This is a genomic window from Streptomyces sp. NPDC002680 (assembly GCF_042889145.1).
Taxonomy (GTDB): Bacteria; Actinomycetota; Actinomycetes; order Streptomycetales; family Streptomycetaceae; genus Streptomyces; species Streptomyces adonidis.
In genome coordinates this window covers 25,828-49,824 of sequence record NZ_JBIAQP010000004.1, presented here as the reverse complement: position 1 = coordinate 49,824, position 23,997 = coordinate 25,828, and the positions used below count along the sequence as shown (strand labels likewise).

Sequence of the window (23,997 nt, the reverse complement as noted above, 5' to 3'; positions counted from 1 at the left end):
GAGACCGGGCCTCATTTCCCGCGTGCGGTCTGCTCGACCGCGCGCACGATCTTGACGTAGCAGCCGCAGCGGCAGATGTTGCCGCTCATCCACTCCCGGATCTCGTCCTTGGTGCCGGTGTGGCCCTCCTGGATGCAGCCGACGCCGGACATGATCTGACCGGGCGTGCAGTAGCCGCACTGGAAGGCGTCCTGCTCGATGAACGCCGTCTGCAGCGGGTGCAGTTCGCCGTCCGCGCCACCCGGAGCGAGGCCTTCGATGGTGGTGACCTCGGCGCCCTCCAGGCGCACGGCCAGTGTCAGGCAGGAGTTGACTCGCTGCCCGTCGACCAGGACCGTGCAGGCTCCGCAGGCACCGGCGTTGCAGCCTTTCTTGGTGCCGGGCAGTTCCAGGCGCTCGCGCAGCAGGTCCAGCAGCGAGGTCCGGTTGTCGACCGTGACGGTGTGTCGCTTGCCGTTGACCGTCAGCCTGACACGGCTGCTCGGCGGCGCCTCGGCCGCGGCCGCCTCCTGGGCGCCGAGCAGTGGGCTTGCGACCAGGCCGCCGGCCACGACAGCACCGCCGACCACGGTGGTCGTCGCGATGAACGTGCGCCGGGACGGATCTGAGGAGGATTCGGTGGTGGGGGGAACAGCTGACTCGGTGAGTTCAGTGGACATGCGTACGCTTTCGGTCGGCGGAAGGTCAATTGCCTTGCTCGTCGGGGTGCCGGGAGGCGGTACCGCGTCGTCATCGCCGGTGTGAATCCGGCGGTGTCAGTCAGTCGTGATGAAGGACGCGGTGCAGAGTTTCGGGGAATTCACCCAGCTCGCCGCGGTGCGTGCGGCTGGTCATGCCCGTTAGTTTGCCATCACTTGGCAGAGGTGTGGGGGGTAGAGTTTTCTGCCTGGATGCCGGACTCCCAGGATGGAACCCTGCACCTTCTTCGGATGGCCGCGACGGTTGAAATGTCGGAAATAAGGTCGAGGTGTGAACGGCTTGCCGGACGTATCCGTCGAACGGACCGGATTGTCTTTCGGCTTCTTTCATATCGGGACTGGAGCGATCCGGCTGAAAGGTGCAGGAATGTAGGAAGTCGGTGGTCCCGAGGTGTCGCAGGTTCTTGGCGGCCCGGCCGATGAGATGCGTGGAAGCCATGTCCCTGACGGTGAACCATGAAGCGGGGATATGTAAGCCCGCCAGAGCGGCTCCGCTTTTAGGGGCGGGTGTGCGTTCAAGCCAGGAATGCCGAAGTCAGGCGTTGCGAGTTCTGTGCCGGCCGTGTCAGGAGGGAGCTGTTTGGATGGCCGTCACCGCTGAACTCGTGCCTCGGGCAGCGTATTTCTTGAATAACCAATCAAGCGGCTGCACAGTCACAGTACTGACGACAGCCTCGGGGAATCCCGTGCTTCGTAACTGCCGTGCGGAAACATCAACCTTGGTGCGGTGTCGTGACTGGAGCACCCAGGTAGAAAACTCTCCCTCCCAGTTGATGGGCATTCGGTGTCAAGCTACTGACCGCGCCGCGTCCCGCTCATCCCTGGGATCCGCAGACTGCGGGCTCACCGCGTCGCGGGTCATAGGACGCGGTCGGTGTCGCCCGTAGTGGGACTCTTCCGTCCCGACGAATGCTCCAAGGGAAGGGCCCTGTTCGGCCGTGATCATCATCTACATGCTCGTCAGACTTGCCGTACTGGTGGCGTTCGGAGCCCTCCATTGGTACGCGTGGCGTCGTCTCGTACGCGACACGACACGCCTGGGCTCGCTCCAGCGGCGTGCAGGAACCATCGTCTTCGTGGCCGGGCCTCTGCTGACAGGCGGCGCCTTGTTGGCCGAGAACCCATGGGTCCCGTTCCGGCTTGAGCAGTTCCTGTCCTGGCCCGGATACCTGTGGATGGTCCTGTTCCTGTACTTGCTGCTCGCACTGCTGGCGGGCGAGGCCGTCCGGCCCCTACTGCGACGGTGGCTCGCGCGACGGGACGCTGAAACAGCCAGGCCGGAGACGGTACCTCCCTCCGGGCGGTCCGTCGCCGGACTGCCCGGGGAGCCCGGGGAGCAGCGGAACGAAGACCCAGTCGTCGTCGGCCGGCCCCAATCTCAGACGGTGGACCCCGGCGTGTCCGGAGTCGCACGGGACATTCCGGAGCCCGTTGCCGTGGCCGACCAGCCGCATGGTCTGGAGCCCGGGCTCTCGTCAACAAGCCCCACGGGCCCGTCCCGCCGCCTCTTCGTCTCCCGCGTCGTGGGCGGCGCTGCGGCGGCCGTCTCCGTCGGCACCGTCGGCTACGGGACCTACGGAGTGCTCCGTGGCCCCAAGGTGAAGCGCCTCACCATCCCTCTGGCCAATCTGCCCCGCAGCGCGCACGGGTTCCGGATTGCCGTCGTCAGCGATATCCACCTTGGTCCGGTTCTGGGCCGTGGATTCGCCCAGCGGGTCGTCGACACGATCAACGCGACGCAGCCAGACCTGATCGCCGTTGTGGGCGACCTCGTGGACGGCAGCGTCGAGGACCTCGGTCCGGCCGTCGAGCCGCTCGCCCAGCTCCGGGCGCGCCATGGGGCGTATTTCGTCACTGGCAACCACGAATACTTCTCCGGCTACGCCGAGCAGTGGGTCGAGAAGGTGCGCGACTTGGGACTGAACCCACTGGAGAACGCACGCACGGAGATGCCCGGATTCGACCTGGCGGGTGTCAACGACATCCGCGGTGAGAGCGAGGGGCAGGGCCCCGACTTCGCCAAGGCCCTTGGCGACCGGGACCGCTCCCGCGCCGCGGTCCTCCTGGCCCACCAACCGATCGTCGTCCACGACGCCGTGCGCCACGGCGTCGATCTCCAACTCTCCGGCCACACCCATGGTGGCCAGCTGTGGCCCGGCAACTTCATCGCCGAGTTGGCGAACCCTACGGTCGCCGGTCTCGAACGCTACGGAGACACCCAGCTGTACGTGAGCCGCGGGGCCGGCGCCTGGGGCCCACCGGTCCGCGTGGGCGCCCCGTCCGACATCACCGTGGTCGAACTGGCCTCGAAACAGGCCTAGTGCACACGAATGTTGTCGCGTGTCCTTTCCAGCACGATCCGCGAGTCCCCGGCCTTCGAGCAGCGACGGGCCGATGTCACCTCACGCCGTCGGCTGCTGCCGACGCTGCGAACCCGGCGATCGGCCTTGAACCGGACGTTCGCCATCTGGTCCCTGGGCTTCATCACGTACTACGTGTAGATCGCCTACGTCCCCGACCTCCGTGGGCGGGGTCGTCCACTGGATGCGAATAAGGGATGTATAGGACAATTAGTCATATGGCTGTGGTCGCCTGCTTGGCGGTACCGCCCAGAGTAGGAGTGACATGGACACGTTCGCAGATCACCCTCGTGATCGGCCGTTCCCGGAGCGAGCGGATCAGCAGGTGGAGGCAGCCCTGGGGCAGGCCCTGCTCGCTCAGAACCAGCTCTGGGTCACTGTCCACGATCTCGACCTGCGGATTACGCAGACCAACTTCACGGCGTGGGCACTTGATGCGCCGCCTGTGCCTCCGGGCAGCGCACTGAACTCGATCCTGGCCGAGCCGTCGGCCGGCCAGGTCGAGGAGCTGTTGCGGCGGGTGCTGGAAACAGGTACCCCCATTTCCCGACAGCGCTCGCACCTGCGCTTGGCACATGCGTCCGGGCGGGTATGGGCGCTGTCCGTCTCGGCCTTCCGCCTGATCGATTCCCGAGGCCGCCCTGTGGGCGTCGCCGCACTGTACTCGGACGCTACAACGGGTCGTGAGGACGTGACCCACCGGGCGATGCGCCACGAGGCCTCGTTGCGTGTCGGCCGCTCACTCGATGTGGCGCGCACAGCGCAGGACCTGGCCGACGTACTCGTCCCGACGATGGGTGACCTGGCGGCCGTGACTCTCGCGGAGGCGGTCCTCGACGGCAACGAGCCCACAAGGGCGGTCGGCGGCGGTGAACTGCACATGCGCCAGGTGGCGGTGGCGTCGGCGGACGGGCGCTGGCCCGACCAGCTGCTTCAGGCCGGGGCCCGGTGGCCGAGGCTCCCGGATTCACAGGCGCTGTGGGACGTCCAGCGCGGCGGCGTCGTTGCCGTCACCGGCCGGGAGCAGATGATCGCACTGTCAGGGCTGAGCGGCGATCCTGCGCTGATACGACTCCTGGTGCCTCTCGACGTGCACGCCTGCCTGGTAGCGCCGCTGTTCGCGCGCGGGCTCCTCCTCGGAGGCGTCCTGGTCTGGCGCACTCGGTCTTCGCCTGCCTTCGAACAGGAGGATGCCGAAACGCTGCGGGAGATCGTCACCCGCGGCGCGCTCAGTGTCGACAACGCCCGTCGCTACGCGCGCGAACACCGCACGGCCACCGCGCTGCAACAGCGCCTGCTCCCACGCGCGACGAGCGACGTCCCGGCGGTTGAGACGGCCGGAAGCTATGTGCCCGCAGGGGGCGGCGCGGAGGTGGGCGGCGACTGGTTCGACGTGATACCTCTGCCATCGCTGCGTGTCGCACTGGTCGTCGGCGACGTCATCGGACACGGCCTCCACGCCACCGCGACCATGGGACAGCTGCGCACCGCGGTGCAGACGCTCGCCGACCTCGAAATGGCACCCGACGAACTTCTCACTCACGCCGACGATCTTGTGCAGAAGCTCGCCGAAGAGGCCGCCCCCGACCGGCGCGACACGATCGGTGCCACCTGCCTCTACGCGGTGTACGACCCGGTCACCCAGCAATGCGTCCTGGCCAGCGCCGGCCACCCGCCACCCGTCGTGGTCCGCGCCGACGGCACATCCGAGACACTCGCGATTTCCCCGGGGCCGCCACTCGGCGTCGGCGGCATGCCGTTCGAACTCACCCGTGTCCGACTGGAGCCGGACAGCGTTCTCGCGCTGTACACCGACGGGCTGAGTCAGATCGACGACGACGCGGAGGGCGTCACGGGTCGGCTGGTCGACGTGCTCTCAGCGTTCTGTCGCAGCGAGCCGCCCCAGCGCTCCCTCGCGGACATCGGTCGTACGCTGCTCGCTGAGGCCGCTGATCCGGCGCCGCGGGACGACATGACTCTGTTGCTCGCCCGCGTCCGGGCTCTGCGACAGGACGCGACAGCGGTATGGGACTTCCCCGCCGATCCTGCCGCAGTGGCCGATGCCCGGAAAGCGGCCACTCGACAGCTCGCCATGTGGAGGCTGGACGACCTTGCTTTCGCCACGGAGCTCATCGTGAGCGAATTGGTCACCAACGCCATCCGCTACGCAGGCGGCCCTATCTCCCTGCGCCTCATCCAGGACACCCACCTGGTTTGCGAAGTGTCCGACCCCAGCAACACGCAGCCCCGGCTACGCCGCGCCCACACGAACGACGAAGGCGGCCGGGGACTTTTCCTCGTTGCTCATCTGGCCAGACGGTGGGGCAGCCGCTACGGCCAGTCGGGCAAGACCGTCTGGGCGGAGCAGACCATTCCGGGGTAGCACCTGTCCGATGCCAAGCCTTGCTGGGCCCCGTTTCGCGACACCTCCAGTCGGCGGTCTGAGGGTTTCCCGGGGGCACGCGGAGTCGCCCCGGACGGTGGCGACGTGGCGGCATACCCGGTCCGCGTCCGTCCCCGCCAGGGGCCTTGCCACCTGTGCAGCATCCCCCGCGTCTGTGCTGCAAATGGGGAGGTTACTCTGAGCCCCGGAAGCCCGGTTCGCGGGTCTTTGGGCAGCTTCGGGCACGATGAGCGGCCAGCTGTGACAGCGGCTACGGCGGGTCGTGCAGTGTACGGGCGTAGCCGGCCATCGGGTTGTGCCAGCGCCGAGAACCGTTCTGGGCGGGCGCGAGGGAGGTGAGGGAGAAACGTGACCAGCCTGATCTCGGAAGCGGGGAATCTACCCGTGGCCTTCACCACCTTCGTGGGCAGGCGGCCCGACATCGCCGAGGTGCGCCGCGTTCTCGGCTCGGCGCGGCTGCTGACGCTCACCGGGATGGGCGGCGTGGGCAAGACGCGGCTGGCGCTGGAGGTGGCCGCCGCGTCCAGAAAGGCATTCCCGGACGGGACGTGGCTGGTCGACCTGGCCTCGGTGCGGGACCCGGCGTCGGTGGCGAGTGCGGCCGCGACCGCGGTGGGGATTGCGGACCTGGGCACCCGGCCGGCCCTCGACCAGCTTGCCGGGTATCTGGCTGGGCGCCGGGCGCTGATCGTGCTGGACAACTGCGAGCATCTGGTCGATGCCTGCGCCGAGCTGGCAAGCACGCTGCTGTCGGCCGCGGCTGATCTGCACATTCTGGCGACGAGCCGCCAGACGCTGGGCATCGCGGGCGAGCACGTCTTCACTGTGGCACCTCTGTCGGTGCCGGACGAAGCGGTCGAACTGTTGCGGGACCGGGCCACCGCTGTCCGGCCGGAGTTCCGGATCACCGACGTGAACTGGGCCGGTGTCTCTCGGCTTTGTACCGCCCTGGACGGGCTCCCGTTGGCCATTGAGCTGGCCGCCTCCCGGCTGCGTACGCTCACCGTCGAACAGACGCTGGGCCGGCTGGAGGACCGCTTCGCGCTGCTCACCGGCGGCAGCCGGACCGCCCGCCCCCATCAGCGCACGCTGCGCGCGCTGATCGACTGGAGTTACGAGCTGTGCACGTCGGCCGAGCGGCTGCTGTGGAACCGGCTGTCCGTCTTCGTCGGCGGCTTCGGCCTGGATGCTGCCGAGGAAGTCTGCGCGGGCGAGGGCATCGACCGGCAGGAGGTGCTGGATCTCCTCGACCGACTGGTCGCCCAGTCCGTCGTCCTGACCACCGAGCACGAGGGCATGTCTCGCTACCGGCTGCTGGAGACCATCCGCGAGTACGGCAGAGCCCGGCTCGCCGAGTCCGGTGAGGAACAGCGACTGCTGCTGCGGCACCGCGATTTCTTCCTCGCCGTCGCAGAACGGATCTGCGACGGCTGGTACGGCGCTGGCCAGGAGGAGGCCCTGGCCCGCCTCCGCGCCGACCACTTCAATCTGCTGGCGGCGCTGGACCGCGGCGGCGACCCACAGGTCACGCTCGCGCTGGCCGCGGCGCTGCGCTTCCACTGGTGTGTCGGCGGATTCCTCGGAGAGGGGCGCCGCAGACTCGGCCAAGCGCTTGCTGCTGCACCCGAGCCCACACCGGCTCGGGCCAAGGCACTGTGGGTTGCCGCCTGGGTGGCGCTGCTCCAGGGCGATCACGCCGCGGCCGACGGGTGGTTGGCCGAGGCCGGGGAACTGGGCGAGCAGTTGGACGATCCGATGGTGGGTTACTACGTCACGGTCTTCCGTGGCTCGTCGGCGATGTTCCAGGGGCGGCTGGAAGAGGCCATGTCCCTGTTCGAGTGCGCAGTTGCCACTGACTCGACGGCCGATGAGGGAGCCGTCGCGGTCTTCGTGCTGTTCCAGCTGGCCCTCACCAGGACCCACCTCGGGGACCCGGGTGCGTCGGAGACCGGCCGGAGAGCCGTCGTCTTGGCGGAGGCGCATGGAGAGCGGTGGGGCCGTGCGCACGCGCTGTGGGCGCTGGGCTATGACGCCTGGGTGCGCGGTGACCGGAAGGAGAGCATGGCACTGACCCTGGCCGGGCTCGAGATCGAGCGGGGTTTCAACGACTGTCTCGGGGCCGCACTCATGCTGGAGCTGCTTGCCTGGCTCAATGCTTCTGGTGGCGAATACGAGCGAGCGGGACGACTGCTGGGCGTCGTACGGGGCTTGTGGCGGGATATCGGTAACAGCATCTCCGCGTTCGGCCCGCTGATGGCCGAGTCCCACGCGCGGTGTGAGGAGTCGGTCGTACGCGCCCTGGGCGCGACGGCGTACGAGAGGGCACTCGTGCACGGCGGCGGCCACGACAGCCTCGGACTTGCCATCGACTATGCCCTGAGCACAGAGACCAGCGCCGAACCGGCTGCCCCGAGTCCGCTGACCCGCCGTGAGCGTGAGGTGGCCGCGCTGGTGGCCCGGGGCATGACCAACCGGCGGATCGCCGCCGAGTTGGTGCTCTCCCCGCGCACAGTCGACAGCCACGTCGAGAACATCCTGGCCAAGCTCGGCTTCGGTTCCCGTACCCGGATCGCGGCCTGGTGGACGGCGAACCAACCACCTACCCCGTAAAACTCCGTAGAACCACCGATGGCTGGATGCGGATCCCCGCAGCGATCCTTCTCGGCATGACGCCACATCGAAGCCGGCCGAGCGCGCTTGTGACGGGTTGGTTCACCTCAGCGTTCCGTGGCGCCGGGACAAACGGATCCGGGCAGCCGGGCCCTCTCTCAGAAGCTTCCGCCTCCGACAGCTGGCCAGTCTCGGACATCGGCGTCGACCACGGACCAGGAGCCGACCGGTCCTGATCCACCTTGGTGACTGCCATCGGGAACCCCTGGTGTCCCAAAGCCTCCCTCGGCATGCCTCGGTAGGTGCCCTTGCCCTGCCCCCGACCTCTCGGATGGCGGCCCAGCGCTGCGCCTCAGCCGTCGAATCGGATGTCCATGTGCCCCTTTGAAAGGAAGATCATGCGAAGAGCGAACGTGGCCAGGGCAGTGCTTGCCACTGCCCGCGCCGCAGCCAGGCCACGGCGTGGCCCAGCTGCTCCGCCCCCCTCCCGCCGGGCTCGCGCGGGTTTCTCGCTGCGACGGCGGATGTCCACCGGTGCCGTCACCGTCCTGTCGCTCGCGCTGGCCGCCGGTGTGCTGACCACCGCGGCGCCGGCGCAGGCCGAGATCACCGACGGCCTGCTGCTGCGCTACAAGCTGGACGAGACGTCCGGCACGGTCGCGCACGACGCCTCGGGCCATGGCCGTGACGGCACGGTCAACGGCACGGCCTCCTGGGGCGGTGAGGACGGCCTGGCCTTCAACGGCTCGAACACCTACGTCAAGATGCCCAACAACGTCATGGCCGGGCTCAGCTCGATCACCGTCGCCTTCGACGTGTGGATCGACCCGGCCATGGGCAAGCCCTACTTCTTCTACGGGCTCGGCAACACCAGTGGCAGCAACGGCAACGGCTATCTGTTCACCACCGGAAACGGCTTCCGGACGTCGATCTCGATGACCGACTACACAGCCAAGCAGGACATCCTGCCGACGAACTCCTCCTACCAGCTCGACCGCGGTATGTGGAAGCACGTGACGTACACCCAGACCGGCAACACCGGCATCATGTACGAGAACGGCGTGGAGAAGGCCCGCAAAACCAATGTGACGATCGCCCCCGGCGCGATCGGGGGCGGGACGACGACCGCGAACTACCTCGGCCGCTCGCTGTATGCCAACGACCTGTACTTCAAGGGCCGGATGCGGGACTTCCGTGTCTACAACCGTGCCCTTTCCTCCTCCGAGGTGCAGGCCGTCGCCACCGGGACCGAGCAGGAGTGGGAGCAGCTCCAGGCCCTGGCCTCCTACAACGGTGCGCTCGCGGTGTTCGACGACCCCGAAGTCGGACCGGTGATCATCTTCCCGTCGGACTACACCGGCAGCCTCTACGACCTGCCGACCCCGCCCGACTGGGTCGACGAGTTCGGGCAGTCACCCGCCCATTGGCCGACCCCCAGCCCCGGGCGGAGTCAGCTGTTCACGCTCGATCAGATCAGCGACATCCAGGACGCGGTCACCGCACAGATACAGCCCGACGGCGACATGACCACCTATCAGCTGAACGTCTACTACGACGGGATGGTCGACCAGGTGATGGCGCAGACCAACGCCCCGGCGTCGGTCACCGATCCGCTGCTGGCCGCCTATCCCGGCAGGCTCCGCGTCGAGCACTACACCCTCGACTACACGCCGCCCGGCAAGTGCCTTCCCGAGGAGAGGACCGCGGGCAAGGTCCTGTCGGAGGCCGCCGGGCCGGAGGCGGGCTTCCAGGACGCCGCGACGAAACTGCAGTGGCAGCAGGTCCAGGCACTCGCCGACTACAACTGCGCACTCGGGGCGTTCGACGATCCCGAGGTCGGGCCGGTGATCATCTTCCCGTCGGACTACACCGGCGGCCTCTACGACCTGCAGAAGCCCCCGGGATGGACCTCGGAGTACGGGGACGTCCCGGTCGACTGGCCCGCCCCCAGGGCCGGGTACAGCCAGCAGTTCACACTCGCCAAGGTCACCGAGGTTCAGGACGCGGCCATCCGTCAGATATCGGCGGACGGTGACACCACCGCCTACAGCGTGTCCGTCCACTACGACCCGATGGTCGACCAGGTGGTTGTGGAAACCGACGCCCCGGCGTCGGTCACCGACCCGCTGCTCACCGCCTACCCGCACCGGGTCAAGATCAAAACGATCACCGAACCCGCTCCGGCCGACACCGCCGACTCATCGGCACTCGTCGAATAGCCGACCGTTGCACACCTTTCACGCCGTTGCCGGCGTGAGCTGGAAAGGACAAGCGATGAGAATTCCCCTCCTTGGGGCATTCCGCGGTAACAGACACCGACGTGGCGGTCGGACGCGGATGAGAGCTCTTGTGCCGCTGCTCGCGGTAGCCATGCTGGCGGGTCTGATCGTCTCCCTCACGACGCCGGAGCGTGCATCGGCGGCCGTTGAGGACTACCGGCCCGCGACCTACAACATGCAGGGTGGTGGCGGTGCTGGCGGCAGCAAGTGGACGACCGACATCCCGCAGCTGATGAACGCCGGCTACAACGTGATCGCGTTGCAGGAGGCGGGCCCCCAGCCGCCGCCGACCGCCCGTCTGCTATGGACGTCTCGCTACCTGGCGGGCAACGATCAGTGGAGTGGTTGGCGCGTATACGAATACGAATGGGACCCGTTCCCTCGGCGCATCAACCTGCCGTGGCACATCTACTGGGTGCGTACCGACTTCAGTGGTCCGGCGGGTGTCAACGGCGGCCGCGTGAACCTCGCCATTCTTTCCAACCAGGATGCCCCCGAGGTGTTCATCGCCCGGCCTACTTTCTGGGGCAACAACGGGCTTCCCTCATCCCGGCCGGCGCTGGGCATCCGACTGGCGCAGACGCTCTTCTTCTCCGTGCACGCCGTGTCGCCGAGCGGAAATGACGGCGCGGGTCTGCTGCGGAACATCGCAGGGCTGGCAGGAGGCCGCGACTGGGCCGCGATGGGCGACTGGAACCGTGAACCGAACACCCTTCCGATCCAGCAGGGCATGCACAGGTACACGGCCGGCACTCCCACCCACATGGGCGGGAACGGAACCAACCGGGAGCTGGACTACATGGTGTCCAACGAGGCGATCCCCGGCTACGGCGGCGTCGCCCACGGCTACGGTTCCGACCACCATGCCGTCATGTTCCGCCGTCTGGCCGCGAATGCCGGCGTCCGACTGTTCGACGCCCACGACGGCAACCGTGTTCTTGACGTGGAGTCACAGAACAGTACTACCTGGGGCTCCAGCATAGTGACAGGCAACATAACGCCGGGAGCATATGGCCACTTCAAGTTCGTCCCCGAAGGCTTCGACAGATATACCATCAGAGTCACGAAGAGGGATTCAGGTACCAACGAACAGTGCTTGGATGCCCGCGACTCACGACTTCGCCGATACCCGTGCGATGGCAGCGTCGCACAACGCTTCGACGTTCAGTACTGGAGCGACACGGGGGAACTCAGGCTCAAGCCGGACAACCGGAGTACGTGTCTCGGAGACGACACCGACTTCGGGTGGGGAACCGAGATCCTCACCACCATGACTTGCAGCAAGGGCGAGGCCCGGTTCAACTTCCGGTTCGACTACGACCCCGGCCCGAACGCACCGCTCGTGGTGTAGACACCGACTCCCGCCCGGCAGGCCCGCCTGCCCGGCGACGCGCAACCGAATATCAGGCAGGGGGTTCGGGGTCACCCGGGCCCCCTGCCCGCGTACCGAGTGCCGGGCAGTGCACGCCCGGGATGATCAGGCGAGCTGCACCCGAGTGCTGGGGGCAGGGAAAGAGATCCCTTCCCGCGTTATTGGGCAGGTTGGTCCGAGGTGTGTTCCTAAGGGCTCGCAGAGAAACAACCTGCCGACGGACAACGCGCTGACCTGCGAGTTCAAGTCTCATAATCCGCAGGTTATTTACCTGCACGCCCTTTAACGAGCTCGTGCATGGTTGGCAGCGAGACGTCGAGGACTGCGGTGGGACTCGGGGCTGCAGTGCCGATTTCAGGTCCGTGATCTGTTGGTGGGACAGCAGGCCGGCGATGGCCTGGACGGTGTCGCTCATGTGCTCGCGGCGGCCGAGGTGGCGTGCCAGTGCCCGCCAGTTCTTCAGGGGCGCAGGCCGGAGTGGATGCGAGGTGGCGGATCCTCCCGGCGCCGGTCGGGCGAAGGGCCGCGACGGGCACAGCTCTCGAAGGTACGACACTCGGTTGCATCGAGTCGCTCCTCTGCTTACGGATCGGCACTTCCGAAGCCCTGCGAGCGACAGGCCGCCCGTGACTACGGGCCCCACCCACACCGCCCCGAAGTCATGAGCCGGAGTGCCGCCCGCGATGCGCACCAACCCGCCCTCGACGAGGCGCCCGTGAACCGACGCGGAACCCGACTCGGCACCGGACATGAATCAGCGGACCACACGTTCGATCACGGAGTGTAATCACGTTCCGCTCTGTGAGGCATCCTCATCCCGCGCGCGGTGGAGCTTGTTCTCGACTCCCCGGTGTCCCGCGTGCAGGCGTGCCACCGCGCAGGTGCAGGCCTGATCCGGCGTCAGGCCGGGAACTGCGCAGACGCGTTCGAGGTCGGCGCTTCTGGGCTCCGCCCGAGGCCGCCAGGGACTCGACGACGGTTCGGCGACGGCTTTCGGCTCGTTGTCGAGCCCATCTCCAGGGCTCCCCACGTGCAGATACTCGCCTCCGTCCGCCCGCCTTGTTCCTCTGACCACGCGAGGCCGCCTGTGGTGAAGGGGTAGTCGCCGCGGGGTTCCGTGGAGGCCGGTGAGCGTCGGCAGCGCAGGGCCTCGCCTGGCTTCCATCTGTGCGCGATCTCGGATTCCCGGCGAATCGCCCATGGCCGGACCTTGACGCGTCGTGCACTCCCGTCTTAACGTCACTGCAACAGACGATTTTCGTCTGAAATTAGCTGGCCGGTGACGCACGGTGTTTTCTGCCCTGTGATCGCCGTGGGCAATGCCTCGGCGGCCCGCTTCGCCGCACTACTTCCATGGCACCAAAGGAGGCGGGATGTCCTCGTTCGTTCCCTCGGCAGTGACAGCCAGTTCCCGACGCGACAAGCAAGCCGACAGCTTCTACGGCCTGGCGGTACTCCACCCCGACCGGCCGGCGATCATCCTGCCCTCTGGTCAGGAGGTCACCTACGGGGATCTCGGGGCGCGCGCCAACCGCATCTCGCATGCCCTGCGATCGCTGGGGCTCGCCGCCGGAGACACCGTGGCGGCCATCGTGCACAACGGCGCCGAGTACTTCGAACTCGTGCTGGCCACTTCTCAGGTCGGTATGAGTCTGGTGCCGGTCAACTGGCACCTGGCCCCGGGCGAGATCGTATACATCATTCAGGACAGCGGCGCGAAGGTTGTGGTCGCGAACGCGGAGACGGCCCGTGCCCTCGCCGCAGTCACTGACAAGGCCGAGGACCTGCCGGCCCACCGGTTCGTCGTGGCCCATGGCTCCGTGCCCGGCGAGGCCGAGGGCTGGCTGCCCTACGCCAGCCTTGGGGACGGTGAGCCCAGCGTGCCCCCGCCCAACCGGACGGCGGGCATGACCATGGGCTACACCTCGGGAACGACGGGTCGCCCCAAAGGCGTCAAGCGGGCCTTGCCTCCCATGGAACCGGAGGAACTGGTCCGCTCCATGTTCCTGCCGCTGCTGGAGTGGTACGGCATCACGTCGGGAGACGGCGTACACCTGGTCTGCTCTCCGCTGTACCACGCCGCTCCCGGAGGCTACGCATTCGCGTTCCTGCATGCCGGACACACGCTGGTATGCCACGACCGGTTCGACGCCGAAGCCACCCTGCGGGACATCGAGCGGTACGGGGTGACCAGCAGCCACATGGTGCCGACCCAGTTCCACCGGCTGCTCCGGCTGCCCGAGGAGACGCGGCGGCGTTACGACCTGTCCAGCCTGCGCCTGCTGATCCACGCCGGCGCACCCTGCCCCGTCCACGTCAAGCGGCAGATGCTCGACTGGCTCGGCCCGATCCTGTGGGAGTACCTCGGTTCCACCGAGGGGCTTGCGACCGTGGTCGGCCCGGACGAATGGCTGTCCAGACCGGGCACCTTGGGCCGGCCCACACCCGGTGCGATCGTCAGGATCCTCGACGAGAACGGTACGGAAGTCCCTCAGGGCGAGGCCGGAACCATCTACTTCGGGACCGAGGGCAGAGCCCCGTCCTTCGAGTACCACAACGACCCGGAGAAAACCGCGGCCAGTCGCGTCGGTGACCTCGCCACCGTCGGCGACATGGGCTACTTCGACAAAGACGGCTACCTGTTCATGCTCGACCGTCGCACGGACCTCATCGTCTCCGGCGGAGTGAACATCTACCCGGCCGAGGTCGAGCAGCGTCTCGCCGCCCATCCGGCGGTGGCGGACGTCGCGGTGATCGGCGTCCCGGATCCGGAGTGGGGCCACAGCGTCCTGGCGGTCATCCAGCTCGTCCCGGAGGCCACGCCCGGGGACGACCTGGCCGTAGATCTGGGTGCTTTCTGTCGCGAAGCTCTCGCCTCGTTCAAATGCCCGCGCCGATTCGAGTTTCTGTCCGATTTCCCCCGGACCGAATCAGGAAAGCTGCAGCGCCGCGTACTGCGCGACGCCTACATCAAGGAGGCCGACTGATGCGTCTGTCGACCGAGCCCGACCGGTGTGTCGCATCGGGGCAGTGCGTGATGCTCGCGCCCACCGTGTTCGACCAGGACGACGACGGCATCGTCGTCCTGCTCAAGGAACAACCCGACGCTCCCGAGACGGAAGCCGTCAGGGAATCGATCCGCGTTTGCCCTGCAGCGGCCATATCGGCTGCTGACTGAACTGAAGGACTGGGAACGATGAAAGTACATGCCGCGGTGCTGCGGGAGAGCGATTCGCCCTTCGCCGTAGAAGAGGTGGAGCTGGCGTCCCCCGGCCCGGGCGAGGCGCTGGTCCGAGTCGTCGGTGCGGGCCTGTGCCACACCGATCTGCTGGTCAGGCACGGCATTCCGCTCGCGCTGCCGATGGTAATGGGACACGAGGGGTCCGGCGTCGTCGAGGCGGTCGGCCCCGGGGTCACCCGGGTGGCCGTCGGGGACCACGTGGTCATGAGTTTCGACTGCTGCGGCTGGTGCGCGCGCTGCCTCGGTGGCGAACCGGCCTACTGCGACGACTTCATGCGCAACATCCGCGGTGTCCGGCCGGACGGCTCGACGCCCATGACCGACCGCGACGGCCTGCCGGTCTCGGCGCGCTGGTTCGGACAGTCCTCACTGGCCACCCACTCGATCGCGACCGAGCGCAACCTCGTCCGGGTCGACCGGGACCTGCCACTGGAGCTGCTCGGCCCGCTGGGCTGCGGGATCCAGACCGGAGCGGGATCGGTGCTGCTGTCCCTTCAGGTGCGGGCCGGTTCGAGCATCGCGGTCTTCGGCGCCGGCGCGGTCGGCCTCTCCGCTGTGATGGCGGCCAAGGCAGCCGGTGCCAGCGAGATCATCGCGGTCGACCTGAACGCCAAACGCAGGGAACTGGCACTGGAGCTGGGCGCGACCCGCGCACTCGACGGCGCCGACCCGGACATCGCGGAACAGATCATCGGGTGGACGGGCGGCCTGGACCGCGCGTTCGACACGACCGGTGTCTCCTCGGTGGTCGTCACCGCCATGAAGTCGCTGCGCGCACGGGGTGTGTGCGGTCTGGTCGGGGTGGGCGGCGACATCACACTGCCGCCCGAGGTGCTCGCGCCCGGCCGGACGCTGTCCTTCCTGCTGGAGGGTGACTCCGTCCCCCAGCAGTTCATCCCCCAGCTCATCGACCTGTGGCAGCGGGGCCGGTTCCCGTTCGACCGTCTGATCCGCACCTATTCGCTGGACGCGATCAACGACGCGGAGCGCGACACGGCCAGCGGCGAGACGGTCAAGGCCGTCCTGCTGCCAGGAGAGCTGAGCGCCAGATGAAGAACATCGTCGTGGTCGGGGCGGGAGCCGCCGGACTCGCTTCTGCGGAGACCCTGCGCAGGGAGGGCTTCACCGGGCGACTGACCCTGGTGGGCGAGGAGCCGACCCTGCCGTACGACCGTCCGCCGCTGTCCAAGCACGTTCTCGCCGGCACCTGGGACTTCACCCGGACGCTGCTGCGCGAAAAGGACCACTACGCGCAACTGGACGTCGAGTTGCGGGTCGGCCGCCGGGCAATCGACCTCGACCTGCCGGGACGGACGCTGCTCCTCGACCACGACGAGCCGCTGGCCTACGACGGGCTGGTCATCGCGACCGGTGTGACGCCGCGCAGGCTGCCCTTCGGCCATGAACTCGACGGAGTCCATGTGCTGCGCGGCGAGCAGGACGCCCTGCGCCTTCGCGCCGCGCTGACCGGGCAGCCGCGCGTGGTGGTCGTCGGCGCAGGTTTCCTGGGTATGGAGGTGGCCGCCGTGGTCAGCGGCCTGGGCCTGGACGTCACGGTCGTGGATCCACTGCCCACCCCCATGGTGCGTCAGTTCGGTCCGGCGATCGGTGCCCTGATCGCCCGGCTGCACAGCGACCACGGAGTACAGGTGCGCACCCGCACCGGGGTCACGGACCTCCTCGGTTCCGACGGCAGGGTCACCGGTGTCCAACTGGACGACGGCACGGTCCAGCCCGCCGACTGCGTACTGGTCGCCATCGGCGCCGCACCCGAGGTGGGATGGCTGCGCTCCTCGGGCGTCCAACTCGGCAACGGCATCCAGTGCGACGAGTACTGCCAGGCGGCACCGGGCGTCTACGCCGCGGGTGACGTGGCATCGTGGCCCAGCCCGCGCTACGGGCGCCGGCTTCGCCTGGAGCACCGGATGAACGCCACCGAGCAGGGCACTGCGGCGGCGCGAAATCTCCTGCACGGCAACGTCGAGGCGTTCGACCCGGTTCCGTACTTCTGGACCGACCAGTACGACGTGAAAATCCAGGCGCACGGCGTCTTCCCGGACGGTGCCAGGCCGCAGGTGGTGGAGGGCAGCCCAGCCAGCGGCAGGTTCGTAGCGCTCTATCGCGAGGACGGCCGGACCGTCGGCGCCCTCGGCTGGAACAGCGCCAGACAGGTGCGTGAGTACCGCAATCAGCTGGCCGAAGGCCCCGTATCCGGAGGTGCGAAGTGACAGATACCAGAGATATCGCGGAAGCCACCATCGCCGAACCGTTCCCGTGGCCGCGTCAGACGTTCGACCCGCCCGAGGTGTACCAGTGGCTGCGCGAGGAACGCCCGGTCACCAGGGTCATCACCAAGGGAGGGGACCCGGCATGGCTGGTCACCCGCTATGACGACGTCCGTGCGGTTCTGGCCGACCCACGGGTAAGCGCCGACATCAACAACCCGGGTCTGCCCTACATGATGCCGGGTGCCAAGGAACCGTCGCAGGCCGCGGGTCTGTCGTTCGTGCGGATGGATCCGCCCGACCACACGCTGTACCGACGCCTGCTGTCGAAGAACTTCATGGTCAAGCGCGTCGAAGCGATGCGTCCGGCCATCCAGAAGCTGGTCGACGACACGATCGACGCCATGCTGGCGAGCTCCGATCACCCTGTCGACCTGGTACAGGCGCTCGCGCTGCCGGTGCCCTCGACCGTGCTGAGCTGGATCCTGGGTGTACGGGAGACGGACCGCGATTTCTTCAACAAGGCCACCGAGCAGATGTTCGCGATGGGCGACGGCACCGACCCCGAAGCGATGAAGAGCGCCCTCGAAGGGCAAGCGAGTCTCTACGCGTACGCCGCCGAGCTGGCCGCCGAGCGGAATGCGGCCGACGACCCCGGCGACGACATCCTGGGCCAGCTGGTGAAGGCGTCCCAGGAAGGGGCCATCACCCTCAAGGACGTGGTCAGCGCCGGTTTCCTCCTCACCGTCGCCGGCCACGACACCACGGCGAGCATGATCGCGCTGGGAACACTGACGCTGCTGCAGCATCCCGACCAGCTCGCCGAACTGAGGGCCAAGCCCGAGCTGATCCCGGACGCGGTCGAGGAGCTACTGCGCTACCTGACCATCGTCCACCTGGTCATCACACGCGTAGCCGCCGAGGACATCGAGATCGGAGGTGTCGTCATCCCCGCAGGGGAGGGGATCATCCCCCTCAACTTCTCCGCCAACCGGGACGACGCCCACTACCCCGGCGCCGACAGGTTCGACATCCACCGCAATGCCCGCGACCACTTCGCCTTCGGCTACGGGGTCCACCAGTGCCTGGGCCAGCCCCTGGCCCGGGTGGAACTGCACGTCATCTTCGAGACTCTGCTGCGCCGCATCCCCACGCTTCGACTGGCGGTCCCGGTCGAGGAGGTGCCGTTCAAGAGCCTGGCGTTCATCAACGGCGTCAACGAGCTTCCCGTCACCTGGTGAGAAAAGTGGCCACCGCGCAGATCGCATCAATCACTGAGGAGCTGAGATGACCGACTTCACCATGACGATCAACGGGACGGCGGTGTCGTCCGCCAGCACCTTCGGTGTCATCAACCCCGCCACCGCCGAGGTCTTCGCCCAGGCGCCGGCCTGCGACCGGCCGCGGTTGGAGGAGGCGATGGCCGCCGCCCGGACCGCCTACCTGACCTGGAAGACCGACGACAAGACCCGCCGGGTGGTCCTGCGGGAGATGGCGGACGCGCTGGAGGCCGCGACCGATCGGCTCGCCCTGGTGCTCACCGCCGAGCAGGGCAAGTCCCTGGGCGACGCACGCCAGGAGATCGGACACTCCGTGGTCTGGCTGCGTTACTACGCGGACCTGGAGACACCGCGCGAGGTGGTCCAGGACGACGAGCACGGATTCGCCGAAGTGGTGCGCCGCCCGCTGGGCGTGGTGGCGGCGATCACCCCGTGGAACTTCCCGATCGCGCTGGCGACATGGAAGATCGCTCCGGCGCTGCGGGCGGGCAACACCATGGTGCTCAAGCCCTCTCCTTTCACCCCGCTCACCACCCTCCTCCTCGGTGAGGTCTGGCGGGACGTCGTGCCGCCCGGGGTGTTCAACGTCGTCAGCGGACCGGAGCCGCTGGGCACCTGGATGACCGGGCACCCGGCCACCAGGAAGGTCAGCTTCACCGGCTCGACGGCGGTCGGAAAGAGGGTGGCGGCATCGACCGCCGACGACCTCAAGCGCCTGACGCTCGAACTCGGCGGCAACGATCCCGCGATCGTGCTCGACGACGCCGACCCGGAGCAGATCGCCGACAGCCTGTTCTGGGGCGCGTTCGTCAACAACGGGCAGCTCTGCTTCGCCGTCAAGCGTGTGTACGTCCACGAGCGTCGGCACGCCGACCTCGTCGCGGCGCTCGCCGCGCGGGCCCAAGCGGTACGGGTCGGCGACGGCGCGGAGCCGGACGTCCAGCTCGGACCGCTGAACAACAAACCGCAGTTCGACCGCGTCCGTGATCTGGTCGGCGACGCGCTGGCGCACGGCGCCGTGGCAGCGGCCGGCGGCAAACCGCTCGACCGGCCCGGTTACTTCTTCGAGCCCACCATTCTCACCGGGGTGACGGACGGCTCCCGCATCGTCGACGAGGAACAGTTCGGCCCGGCCCTTCCGGTCGTCTCGTACAACGACCTCGATGACGTGATCGAGCGAGCGAACGCGTCGGAGTTCGGCCTGACCGCCTCCGTGTGGTCTCCGGACCTGGACCGTGCCTCGTCCGTCGCGGCCCGACTGGACTGCGGCCAGGTGTCGGTCAACGTCCACGGGGGTGCTGTGCGCCCCGACCTGCCCTTCGGTGGCCACAAGTGGAGCGGTATCGGTGTCGAGAACGGCCCCTGGGGTCTGCATGGCTTCACCGAACTCCAGGTGCTGGCCCGCCCCGCGCGCCAGGCGCTGTCCGGTAACTGACAAGACATAAAGGAGAGCTGACGACATGAGCGGAATCTGCGAAGGCCGGGTGGCCGTCGTCACCGGCGCTGGGCGGGGTATCGGGCGTGCGTACGCACTGGAACTCGCCCGTCAGGGAGCCAGTGTGGTGGTCAACGACCTGGGTGGCGCCCCGGACGGCAGCGGCGCTGATGCCAGCCCCGCGCAGACGGTGGTCGACGAGATCATCGCGGCCGGCGGGTCGGCGGTGGCCAACACCGACGACGTCGCCGACTGGGACGGCGCGGAGCGCCTCGTGCAGCAGGCGGTCACCGCGTTCGGCCGACTCGACGTGTTGGTCAACAACGCCGGCATCCTGCGGGACCGCACACTGGCCGCCATGACCCCGCAGGAATGGGATGCGGTGATCCATGTGCACTTGCGGGGCACTGCCGCACCCTCGCACTTCGCCGCCGCGTACTGGCGGGCGCAGGCGAAGGCGACCGGTGAACCGACGGGTGGCCGGATCGTCAACACCAGTTCCCCCTCCGGTATTTACGGCAACTTCGGCCAGAGCAACTACGGCGCGGCCAAGGCCGGTATCGCCGGCTTCACCATCATCGCGGCCAAGGAGCTGGCGTCGTACGGGGTGACGGTCAACGCGATCGCGCCGACCGCCTTCACCCGGCTGACCGAGGCGGTCTGGACCGGCGACTCCGACCGGCTCGGACCGGAGCAGATCGCACCGCTGGTGGCCTGGCTGGCCAGCCCCGAGAGCGCGGACGTCACCGGTCGGGTCTTCGACGTCAAGGGTGGCCAGATCGGAGTCGCCGAGGCATGGCGGCTGGGCCCCACCGCGGAGACGGACGGCCTGTGGGACGCCGCCGAACTCGGTTCGGTCATCCCCGATCTGGTGCAGAAGGCAGCGCCGAACGTCGACATGCTCGGGCTCGTGCCGCAGGAAGAGGGCTGAGATGCCGTTGAACCATGGGGCCGTCGGCCAGGAGTGGCCCGGGACCCGTACCTGGACCTCAACCGACGCCCTCCTCTACGCACTCGGCGTCGGCGCGGGCGCGGACGCACCGCTCGCCGAACTGCCGTTCACCACCGAGAACTCGCACGGCGTGGATCAGCAGGTGCTGCCGACCTTCGCTGTGACGCTCGCCGGCGGCGTGCCGGTGGCCGAGCTCGGTGACATCGACCTGTCGCGGATGCTGCACGCCGAACAGTCCATCACCCTCCACGGCCCGCTGCCGGTCGCCGGGACCGTCCACACCACCTCGCGTGTCACGGGCTTCCACGACAAGGGCTCCGGTGCCCTCATCAGCACCGAGTCGTCGAGCGTCGACGCGGAAACCGGGCAACTGCTGGTCGAGGCACGCGGTGGCATCTTCGTCCGGGGCGAAGGCGGCTTCGGCGGCACCCGCGGCAGCCGTGAGGCATGGGCGCTGCCCGCACGTCCTGCAGACCAGGTCGTGGTCTGCCGTACCCGCGAGGACCAGGCGCTGCTGTACCGGCTTTCCGGCGACCGCAACCCCCTGCACTCCGACCCGTGGCTGGCCGCCCGCGCCGGATTCGACCGGCCGATCCTGCACGGCCTGTGTACCTACGGCTTCACCGGACGCGCCCTGCTGCACGCCGTCTGCGGGTCCGATCCCGCGTCGTTCGGCAGCTTCTCCGCCCGGTTCGCGGCCCCCGTCCTGCCCGGCCAGGAACTGAGCGTCCACATCTGGGACGAGGGCGACACCTGCCTGTTCCAGACGAGGGTGGGCGACACGGTGGTGCTGGACCGCGGCACGTTCACCAGGAAGTCCGTATGACAGCCCTCACCGTGCCCCCCGTACCTCCGGCCCCGCTGCCGACCCCCGAGTCGGCACCGTACTGGGACGCAGCCCGCGAAGGCGTACTGCGTATCCAACGCTGCAACAGCTGCCGGCGGCACTATTTCTACCCGCGGTCGTTCTGCCGCTACTGCGCGTCCGCCGACGTGGCATGGACCGCCGTCTCCGGCCGGGCACGCCTGATCTCGTACACCGTCAACCACCGGCCGCTGCCCGCCTTCGGCTCGGTGTCACCGGTCATCGCCCTGGTGGAACTCGACGAGGGGCCGCGCCTGATGACCAACATCGTCGGCGTGCCGCCGCTCCCGGAGCACCTGCGGCTGGACATGCGGCTCCAGGTTGAGTTCGAGGCACGCGGCGACATCATGCTCCCCGTCTTCCGCCCCGAACCGGAGACCGCGCAGAAGGAAGGGCAGACAGCATGACCAGCATGCACGGCGGTGACATCGCGATCGTAGGTGCCGCGGAGACCGACGAGATCGGTCGTCTGCCCGGCATGTCGGCATTGGAACTGCATGCCCAGGCGGGGCTGAACGCCCTCCGCGACGCAGGGCTCACCCCCTCCGACGTCGACGGTTTGGCGACCGCGTGGCCTCTGCCCATGGAGGTCTCCCACCACCTCGGTATCACTCCCCGCTGGTTGGACGGCACGGTGATCGGTGGCGGGAGCTACATGCTGCACGTCCGTCACGCCGCAGCCGCGATCGCCTCGGGCGCGGCCGAGGTGGTCCTCGTCACGCACGGCGAGTCCGGCCGGTCCGGGGTGGGGCAACCACCGTGGGCGCCGAACCCTTCCTCCCCGGCGGGCCAGTTCGAGACACCGTACGGCGCCGTCATGCCGTACTCGGCGTTCACCGTCCCCGCGCTGCGCTTTCTCCACGACCGTGGCATGGGACCCGAGGATCTCGCCCACGTCGTCGTTGCCCAACGCGAGTGGGCGGCCAAGAACCCGCGGGCGCTGCGCCGCGACATGGTGACCGTCGACGAGGTCCTTCAGGGGCCCATGGTCGCCTACCCCTTCACCCGTGACATGTGCTGCGTGGTCACCGACGGTGGCGGAGCGCTGGTGCTCACGACCAGCGAGCGTGCCGCCGACCTGCCGTCCGGCTCGCGCGCCGTCTACCTGCTCGGATCGGGCGAGTCGGCAGAGTCCACGATGGTCTCGCAGATGGACGAGGTGGGCTCGTTCCAGTCCTTCCGCCGCGCATCGGCCGAGGCGTTCGCCACCGCTGGTCTCGGCCAAACAGACATCGACCATCTGATGTGCTACGACGCCTTCGCCCACCTTCCTCTGTACATGCTGGAAGACCTCGGTTTCGTCGGGCACGGGGAGTCCGGCGCCTTCGTTGCCGAAGGTCACACGGGCCCGGGCGGAAGACTGCCGATGAACACCAACGGCGGCGGCCTGGCCTACACCCACACCGGTATGTACGGCATGTTCGCCATACAGGAGGCGGTCCGTCAGCTCCGGGGCACGGCCGCCGCGCAGGTGCCCGGTGTGCGTACCAGTTTCGTCCAGGGCGTCGGCCTGTTCTTCGCCGCTGCGGCCAGCCTCGTACTCGCCAACCAGCGGCCCTGAGCGCCGATGCCCCATGGCAGACTCACGTACATGTCCGGTGACGTCACCTCCAAGCCCGGTCGGGGCCGCCGCGCCGACCCCGACATCGAGCCGCGCGTGCTCAGCACCACCATGGAGGTGTATGCGGAGGTCGGCTGGGCCGGGTTCACCATGGACCTGGTGGTGCGCCGAGCGGGCGTGGGCAAGGCCGCGCTCTACCGGAGGTGGCCCACCAAGGAGAAGCTCATCGTCGCCGCGCTCGAAACCCGCCTGGTGCCGGCCGAACTCCTCGACACCGGGTCCCTGAGGGGCGACCTGCTGGTGGTGGCCAAGGGGATGCTGGCGAGGTATTTCGGGTCGGACGGGATTGTCCGCCTGCGCGCGATGATCGAGGCCAAGATCTATCCGGATCTGTTCGGTGAGGCACTGGAGGACCTGGAGAAGGAGGAGACACGACTGGGGCGCGAGGTCGTGTTCCGCGCCGTCGAACGGGGCGAGCTCCCCCCCGACGCGTCACCCGCGCTGATCCTCGACTCCATAGCGGGTACCGTCACCCACCATGTCCTCATGACACCGCTTGACAGGCTGCCCGCCCTTGAAGCGAACAGCGACCGCTACGCCGAGCGCGTGGTCGACTTCGTTCTCGCTGCCGCCAACCACCGGCCCGAAGCAGACGGAACCCTCGGCGCTTCTTGACACCTCCCGCCATGCCTCCCGGTGAGCGTCTTGCCACATC

General features: G+C 68.3%; 18 protein-coding genes. 17 read left to right on the top strand and 1 reads right to left on the bottom strand.

The window, feature by feature from the left end; translation table 11 throughout:
• Positions 1-11 precede the first annotated feature (11 nt).
• Positions 12-659 (bottom strand): (2Fe-2S)-binding protein, encoded by a 648-nt coding sequence (locus tag ACFYXF_RS12495; RefSeq protein ID WP_389349513.1) that lies wholly within the window; start codon positions 657-659, stop codon positions 12-14.
• Between the two features lie 992 nt (positions 660-1,651).
• On the opposite strand from ACFYXF_RS12495, the gene ACFYXF_RS12490 reads away from it, so the two are divergent.
• From ACFYXF_RS12490 to ACFYXF_RS12410, 17 genes are all read left to right on the top strand, one after another.
• Complete coding sequence (locus ACFYXF_RS12490) at positions 1,652-3,019, top strand: metallophosphoesterase (RefSeq protein WP_389349512.1); 1,368 nt, start codon at positions 1,652-1,654, stop codon at positions 3,017-3,019.
• A gap of 9 nt (positions 3,020-3,028) precedes the next feature.
• On the top strand, positions 3,029-3,199 hold the full coding sequence (locus tag ACFYXF_RS12485) for a hypothetical protein (protein WP_389349511.1): 171 nt from the start codon (positions 3,029-3,031) through the stop codon (positions 3,197-3,199).
• A 124-nt stretch (positions 3,200-3,323) separates the two neighbouring features.
• Positions 3,324-5,441, top strand: coding sequence for a SpoIIE family protein phosphatase (locus ACFYXF_RS12480; protein WP_389349510.1), 2,118 nt, complete (start codon positions 3,324-3,326; stop codon positions 5,439-5,441).
• A gap of 369 nt (positions 5,442-5,810) precedes the next feature.
• Positions 5,811-8,072, top strand: a complete 2,262-nt coding sequence (locus tag ACFYXF_RS12475) for an ATP-binding protein (RefSeq protein ID WP_389349509.1) — start codon at positions 5,811-5,813, stop codon at positions 8,070-8,072.
• A gap of 524 nt (positions 8,073-8,596) precedes the next feature.
• Positions 8,597-10,291: a LamG domain-containing protein gene (locus ACFYXF_RS12470; RefSeq protein WP_389349508.1), complete on the top strand. Its 1,695-nt coding sequence runs from the start codon at positions 8,597-8,599 to the stop codon at positions 10,289-10,291.
• Positions 10,292-10,421: 130 nt separating this feature from the next.
• Entirely contained in the window at positions 10,422-11,702 is a 1,281-nt protein-coding gene (locus ACFYXF_RS12465) for a hypothetical protein (RefSeq protein ID WP_389349507.1), read from the top strand.
• Between the two features lie 1,394 nt (positions 11,703-13,096).
• Positions 13,097-14,710: an AMP-binding protein gene (locus ACFYXF_RS12460; RefSeq protein ID WP_389349506.1), complete on the top strand. Its 1,614-nt coding sequence runs from the start codon at positions 13,097-13,099 to the stop codon at positions 14,708-14,710.
• Positions 14,710-14,901: a ferredoxin gene (locus ACFYXF_RS12455; protein ID WP_389349505.1), complete on the top strand. Its 192-nt coding sequence runs from the start codon at positions 14,710-14,712 to the stop codon at positions 14,899-14,901. The genes ACFYXF_RS12460 and ACFYXF_RS12455 overlap by 1 nt, the downstream gene beginning before the upstream one ends.
• Positions 14,902-14,919: 18 nt before the next feature.
• Positions 14,920-16,017: an NAD(P)-dependent alcohol dehydrogenase gene (locus ACFYXF_RS12450; protein WP_389349504.1), complete on the top strand. Its 1,098-nt coding sequence runs from the start codon at positions 14,920-14,922 to the stop codon at positions 16,015-16,017.
• Positions 16,014-17,192, top strand: a complete 1,179-nt coding sequence (locus ACFYXF_RS12445) for an NAD(P)/FAD-dependent oxidoreductase (protein ID WP_389349503.1) — start codon at positions 16,014-16,016, stop codon at positions 17,190-17,192. The genes ACFYXF_RS12450 and ACFYXF_RS12445 overlap by 4 nt, the downstream gene beginning before the upstream one ends.
• Positions 17,189-18,430: a cytochrome P450 gene (locus tag ACFYXF_RS12440; protein WP_389349502.1), complete on the top strand. Its 1,242-nt coding sequence runs from the start codon at positions 17,189-17,191 to the stop codon at positions 18,428-18,430. Before ACFYXF_RS12445 ends, ACFYXF_RS12440 begins: the two co-directional genes overlap by 4 nt.
• Before the next feature lie 46 nt (positions 18,431-18,476).
• Positions 18,477-19,904 carry an aldehyde dehydrogenase family protein gene (locus ACFYXF_RS12435; protein ID WP_389349501.1) on the top strand — a complete coding sequence of 476 codons (1,428 nt, stop codon included), beginning with the start codon at positions 18,477-18,479 and terminating at the stop codon, positions 19,902-19,904.
• A gap of 25 nt (positions 19,905-19,929) precedes the next feature.
• Positions 19,930-20,835, top strand: coding sequence for an SDR family oxidoreductase (locus ACFYXF_RS12430; RefSeq protein ID WP_389349500.1), 906 nt, complete (start codon positions 19,930-19,932; stop codon positions 20,833-20,835).
• A gap of 1 nt (position 20,836) precedes the next feature.
• Positions 20,837-21,682: a MaoC/PaaZ C-terminal domain-containing protein gene (locus ACFYXF_RS12425; RefSeq protein ID WP_389349499.1), complete on the top strand. Its 846-nt coding sequence runs from the start codon at positions 20,837-20,839 to the stop codon at positions 21,680-21,682.
• Positions 21,679-22,128 carry a Zn-ribbon domain-containing OB-fold protein gene (locus ACFYXF_RS12420; protein WP_389349498.1) on the top strand — a complete coding sequence of 150 codons (450 nt, stop codon included), beginning with the start codon at positions 21,679-21,681 and terminating at the stop codon, positions 22,126-22,128. Before ACFYXF_RS12425 ends, ACFYXF_RS12420 begins: the two co-directional genes overlap by 4 nt.
• On the top strand, positions 22,125-23,282 hold the full coding sequence (locus tag ACFYXF_RS12415) for a thiolase (protein ID WP_389349497.1): 1,158 nt from the start codon (positions 22,125-22,127) through the stop codon (positions 23,280-23,282). Before ACFYXF_RS12420 ends, ACFYXF_RS12415 begins: the two co-directional genes overlap by 4 nt.
• Positions 23,283-23,312: 30 nt before the next feature.
• The gene (locus tag ACFYXF_RS12410) at positions 23,313-23,957 is read left to right on the top strand and encodes a TetR/AcrR family transcriptional regulator (RefSeq protein WP_389349496.1); all 645 of its coding nucleotides are present in this window, start codon (positions 23,313-23,315) and stop codon (positions 23,955-23,957) included.
• Positions 23,958-23,997: the final 40 nt, after the last annotated feature.

Coding starts and splice junctions, on each gene's coding strand:
- ACFYXF_RS12430 (WP_389349500.1), top strand. CDS start 19,930: ATGAGCGGAATCTGCGAAGGCCGGGTGGCCGTCGTCACCGGCGCTGGG.
- ACFYXF_RS12460 (WP_389349506.1), top strand. CDS start 13,097: ATGTCCTCGTTCGTTCCCTCGGCAGTGACAGCCAGTTCCCGACGCGAC.
- ACFYXF_RS12425 (WP_389349499.1), top strand. CDS start 20,837: ATGCCGTTGAACCATGGGGCCGTCGGCCAGGAGTGGCCCGGGACCCGT.
- ACFYXF_RS12420 (WP_389349498.1), top strand. CDS start 21,679: ATGACAGCCCTCACCGTGCCCCCCGTACCTCCGGCCCCGCTGCCGACC.
- ACFYXF_RS12435 (WP_389349501.1), top strand. CDS start 18,477: ATGACCGACTTCACCATGACGATCAACGGGACGGCGGTGTCGTCCGCC.
- ACFYXF_RS12450 (WP_389349504.1), top strand. CDS start 14,920: ATGAAAGTACATGCCGCGGTGCTGCGGGAGAGCGATTCGCCCTTCGCC.
- ACFYXF_RS12480 (WP_389349510.1), top strand. CDS start 3,324: ATGGACACGTTCGCAGATCACCCTCGTGATCGGCCGTTCCCGGAGCGA.
- ACFYXF_RS12490 (WP_389349512.1), top strand. CDS start 1,652: ATGCTCGTCAGACTTGCCGTACTGGTGGCGTTCGGAGCCCTCCATTGG.
- ACFYXF_RS12470 (WP_389349508.1), top strand. CDS start 8,597: ATGTCCACCGGTGCCGTCACCGTCCTGTCGCTCGCGCTGGCCGCCGGT.
- ACFYXF_RS12415 (WP_389349497.1), top strand. CDS start 22,125: ATGACCAGCATGCACGGCGGTGACATCGCGATCGTAGGTGCCGCGGAG.
- ACFYXF_RS12410 (WP_389349496.1), top strand. CDS start 23,313: ATGTCCGGTGACGTCACCTCCAAGCCCGGTCGGGGCCGCCGCGCCGAC.
- ACFYXF_RS12485 (WP_389349511.1), top strand. CDS start 3,029: ATGTTGTCGCGTGTCCTTTCCAGCACGATCCGCGAGTCCCCGGCCTTC.
- ACFYXF_RS12445 (WP_389349503.1), top strand. CDS start 16,014: ATGAAGAACATCGTCGTGGTCGGGGCGGGAGCCGCCGGACTCGCTTCT.
- ACFYXF_RS12495 (WP_389349513.1), bottom strand. CDS start 659: ATGTCCACTGAACTCACCGAGTCAGCTGTTCCCCCCACCACCGAATCC.
- ACFYXF_RS12455 (WP_389349505.1), top strand. CDS start 14,710: ATGCGTCTGTCGACCGAGCCCGACCGGTGTGTCGCATCGGGGCAGTGC.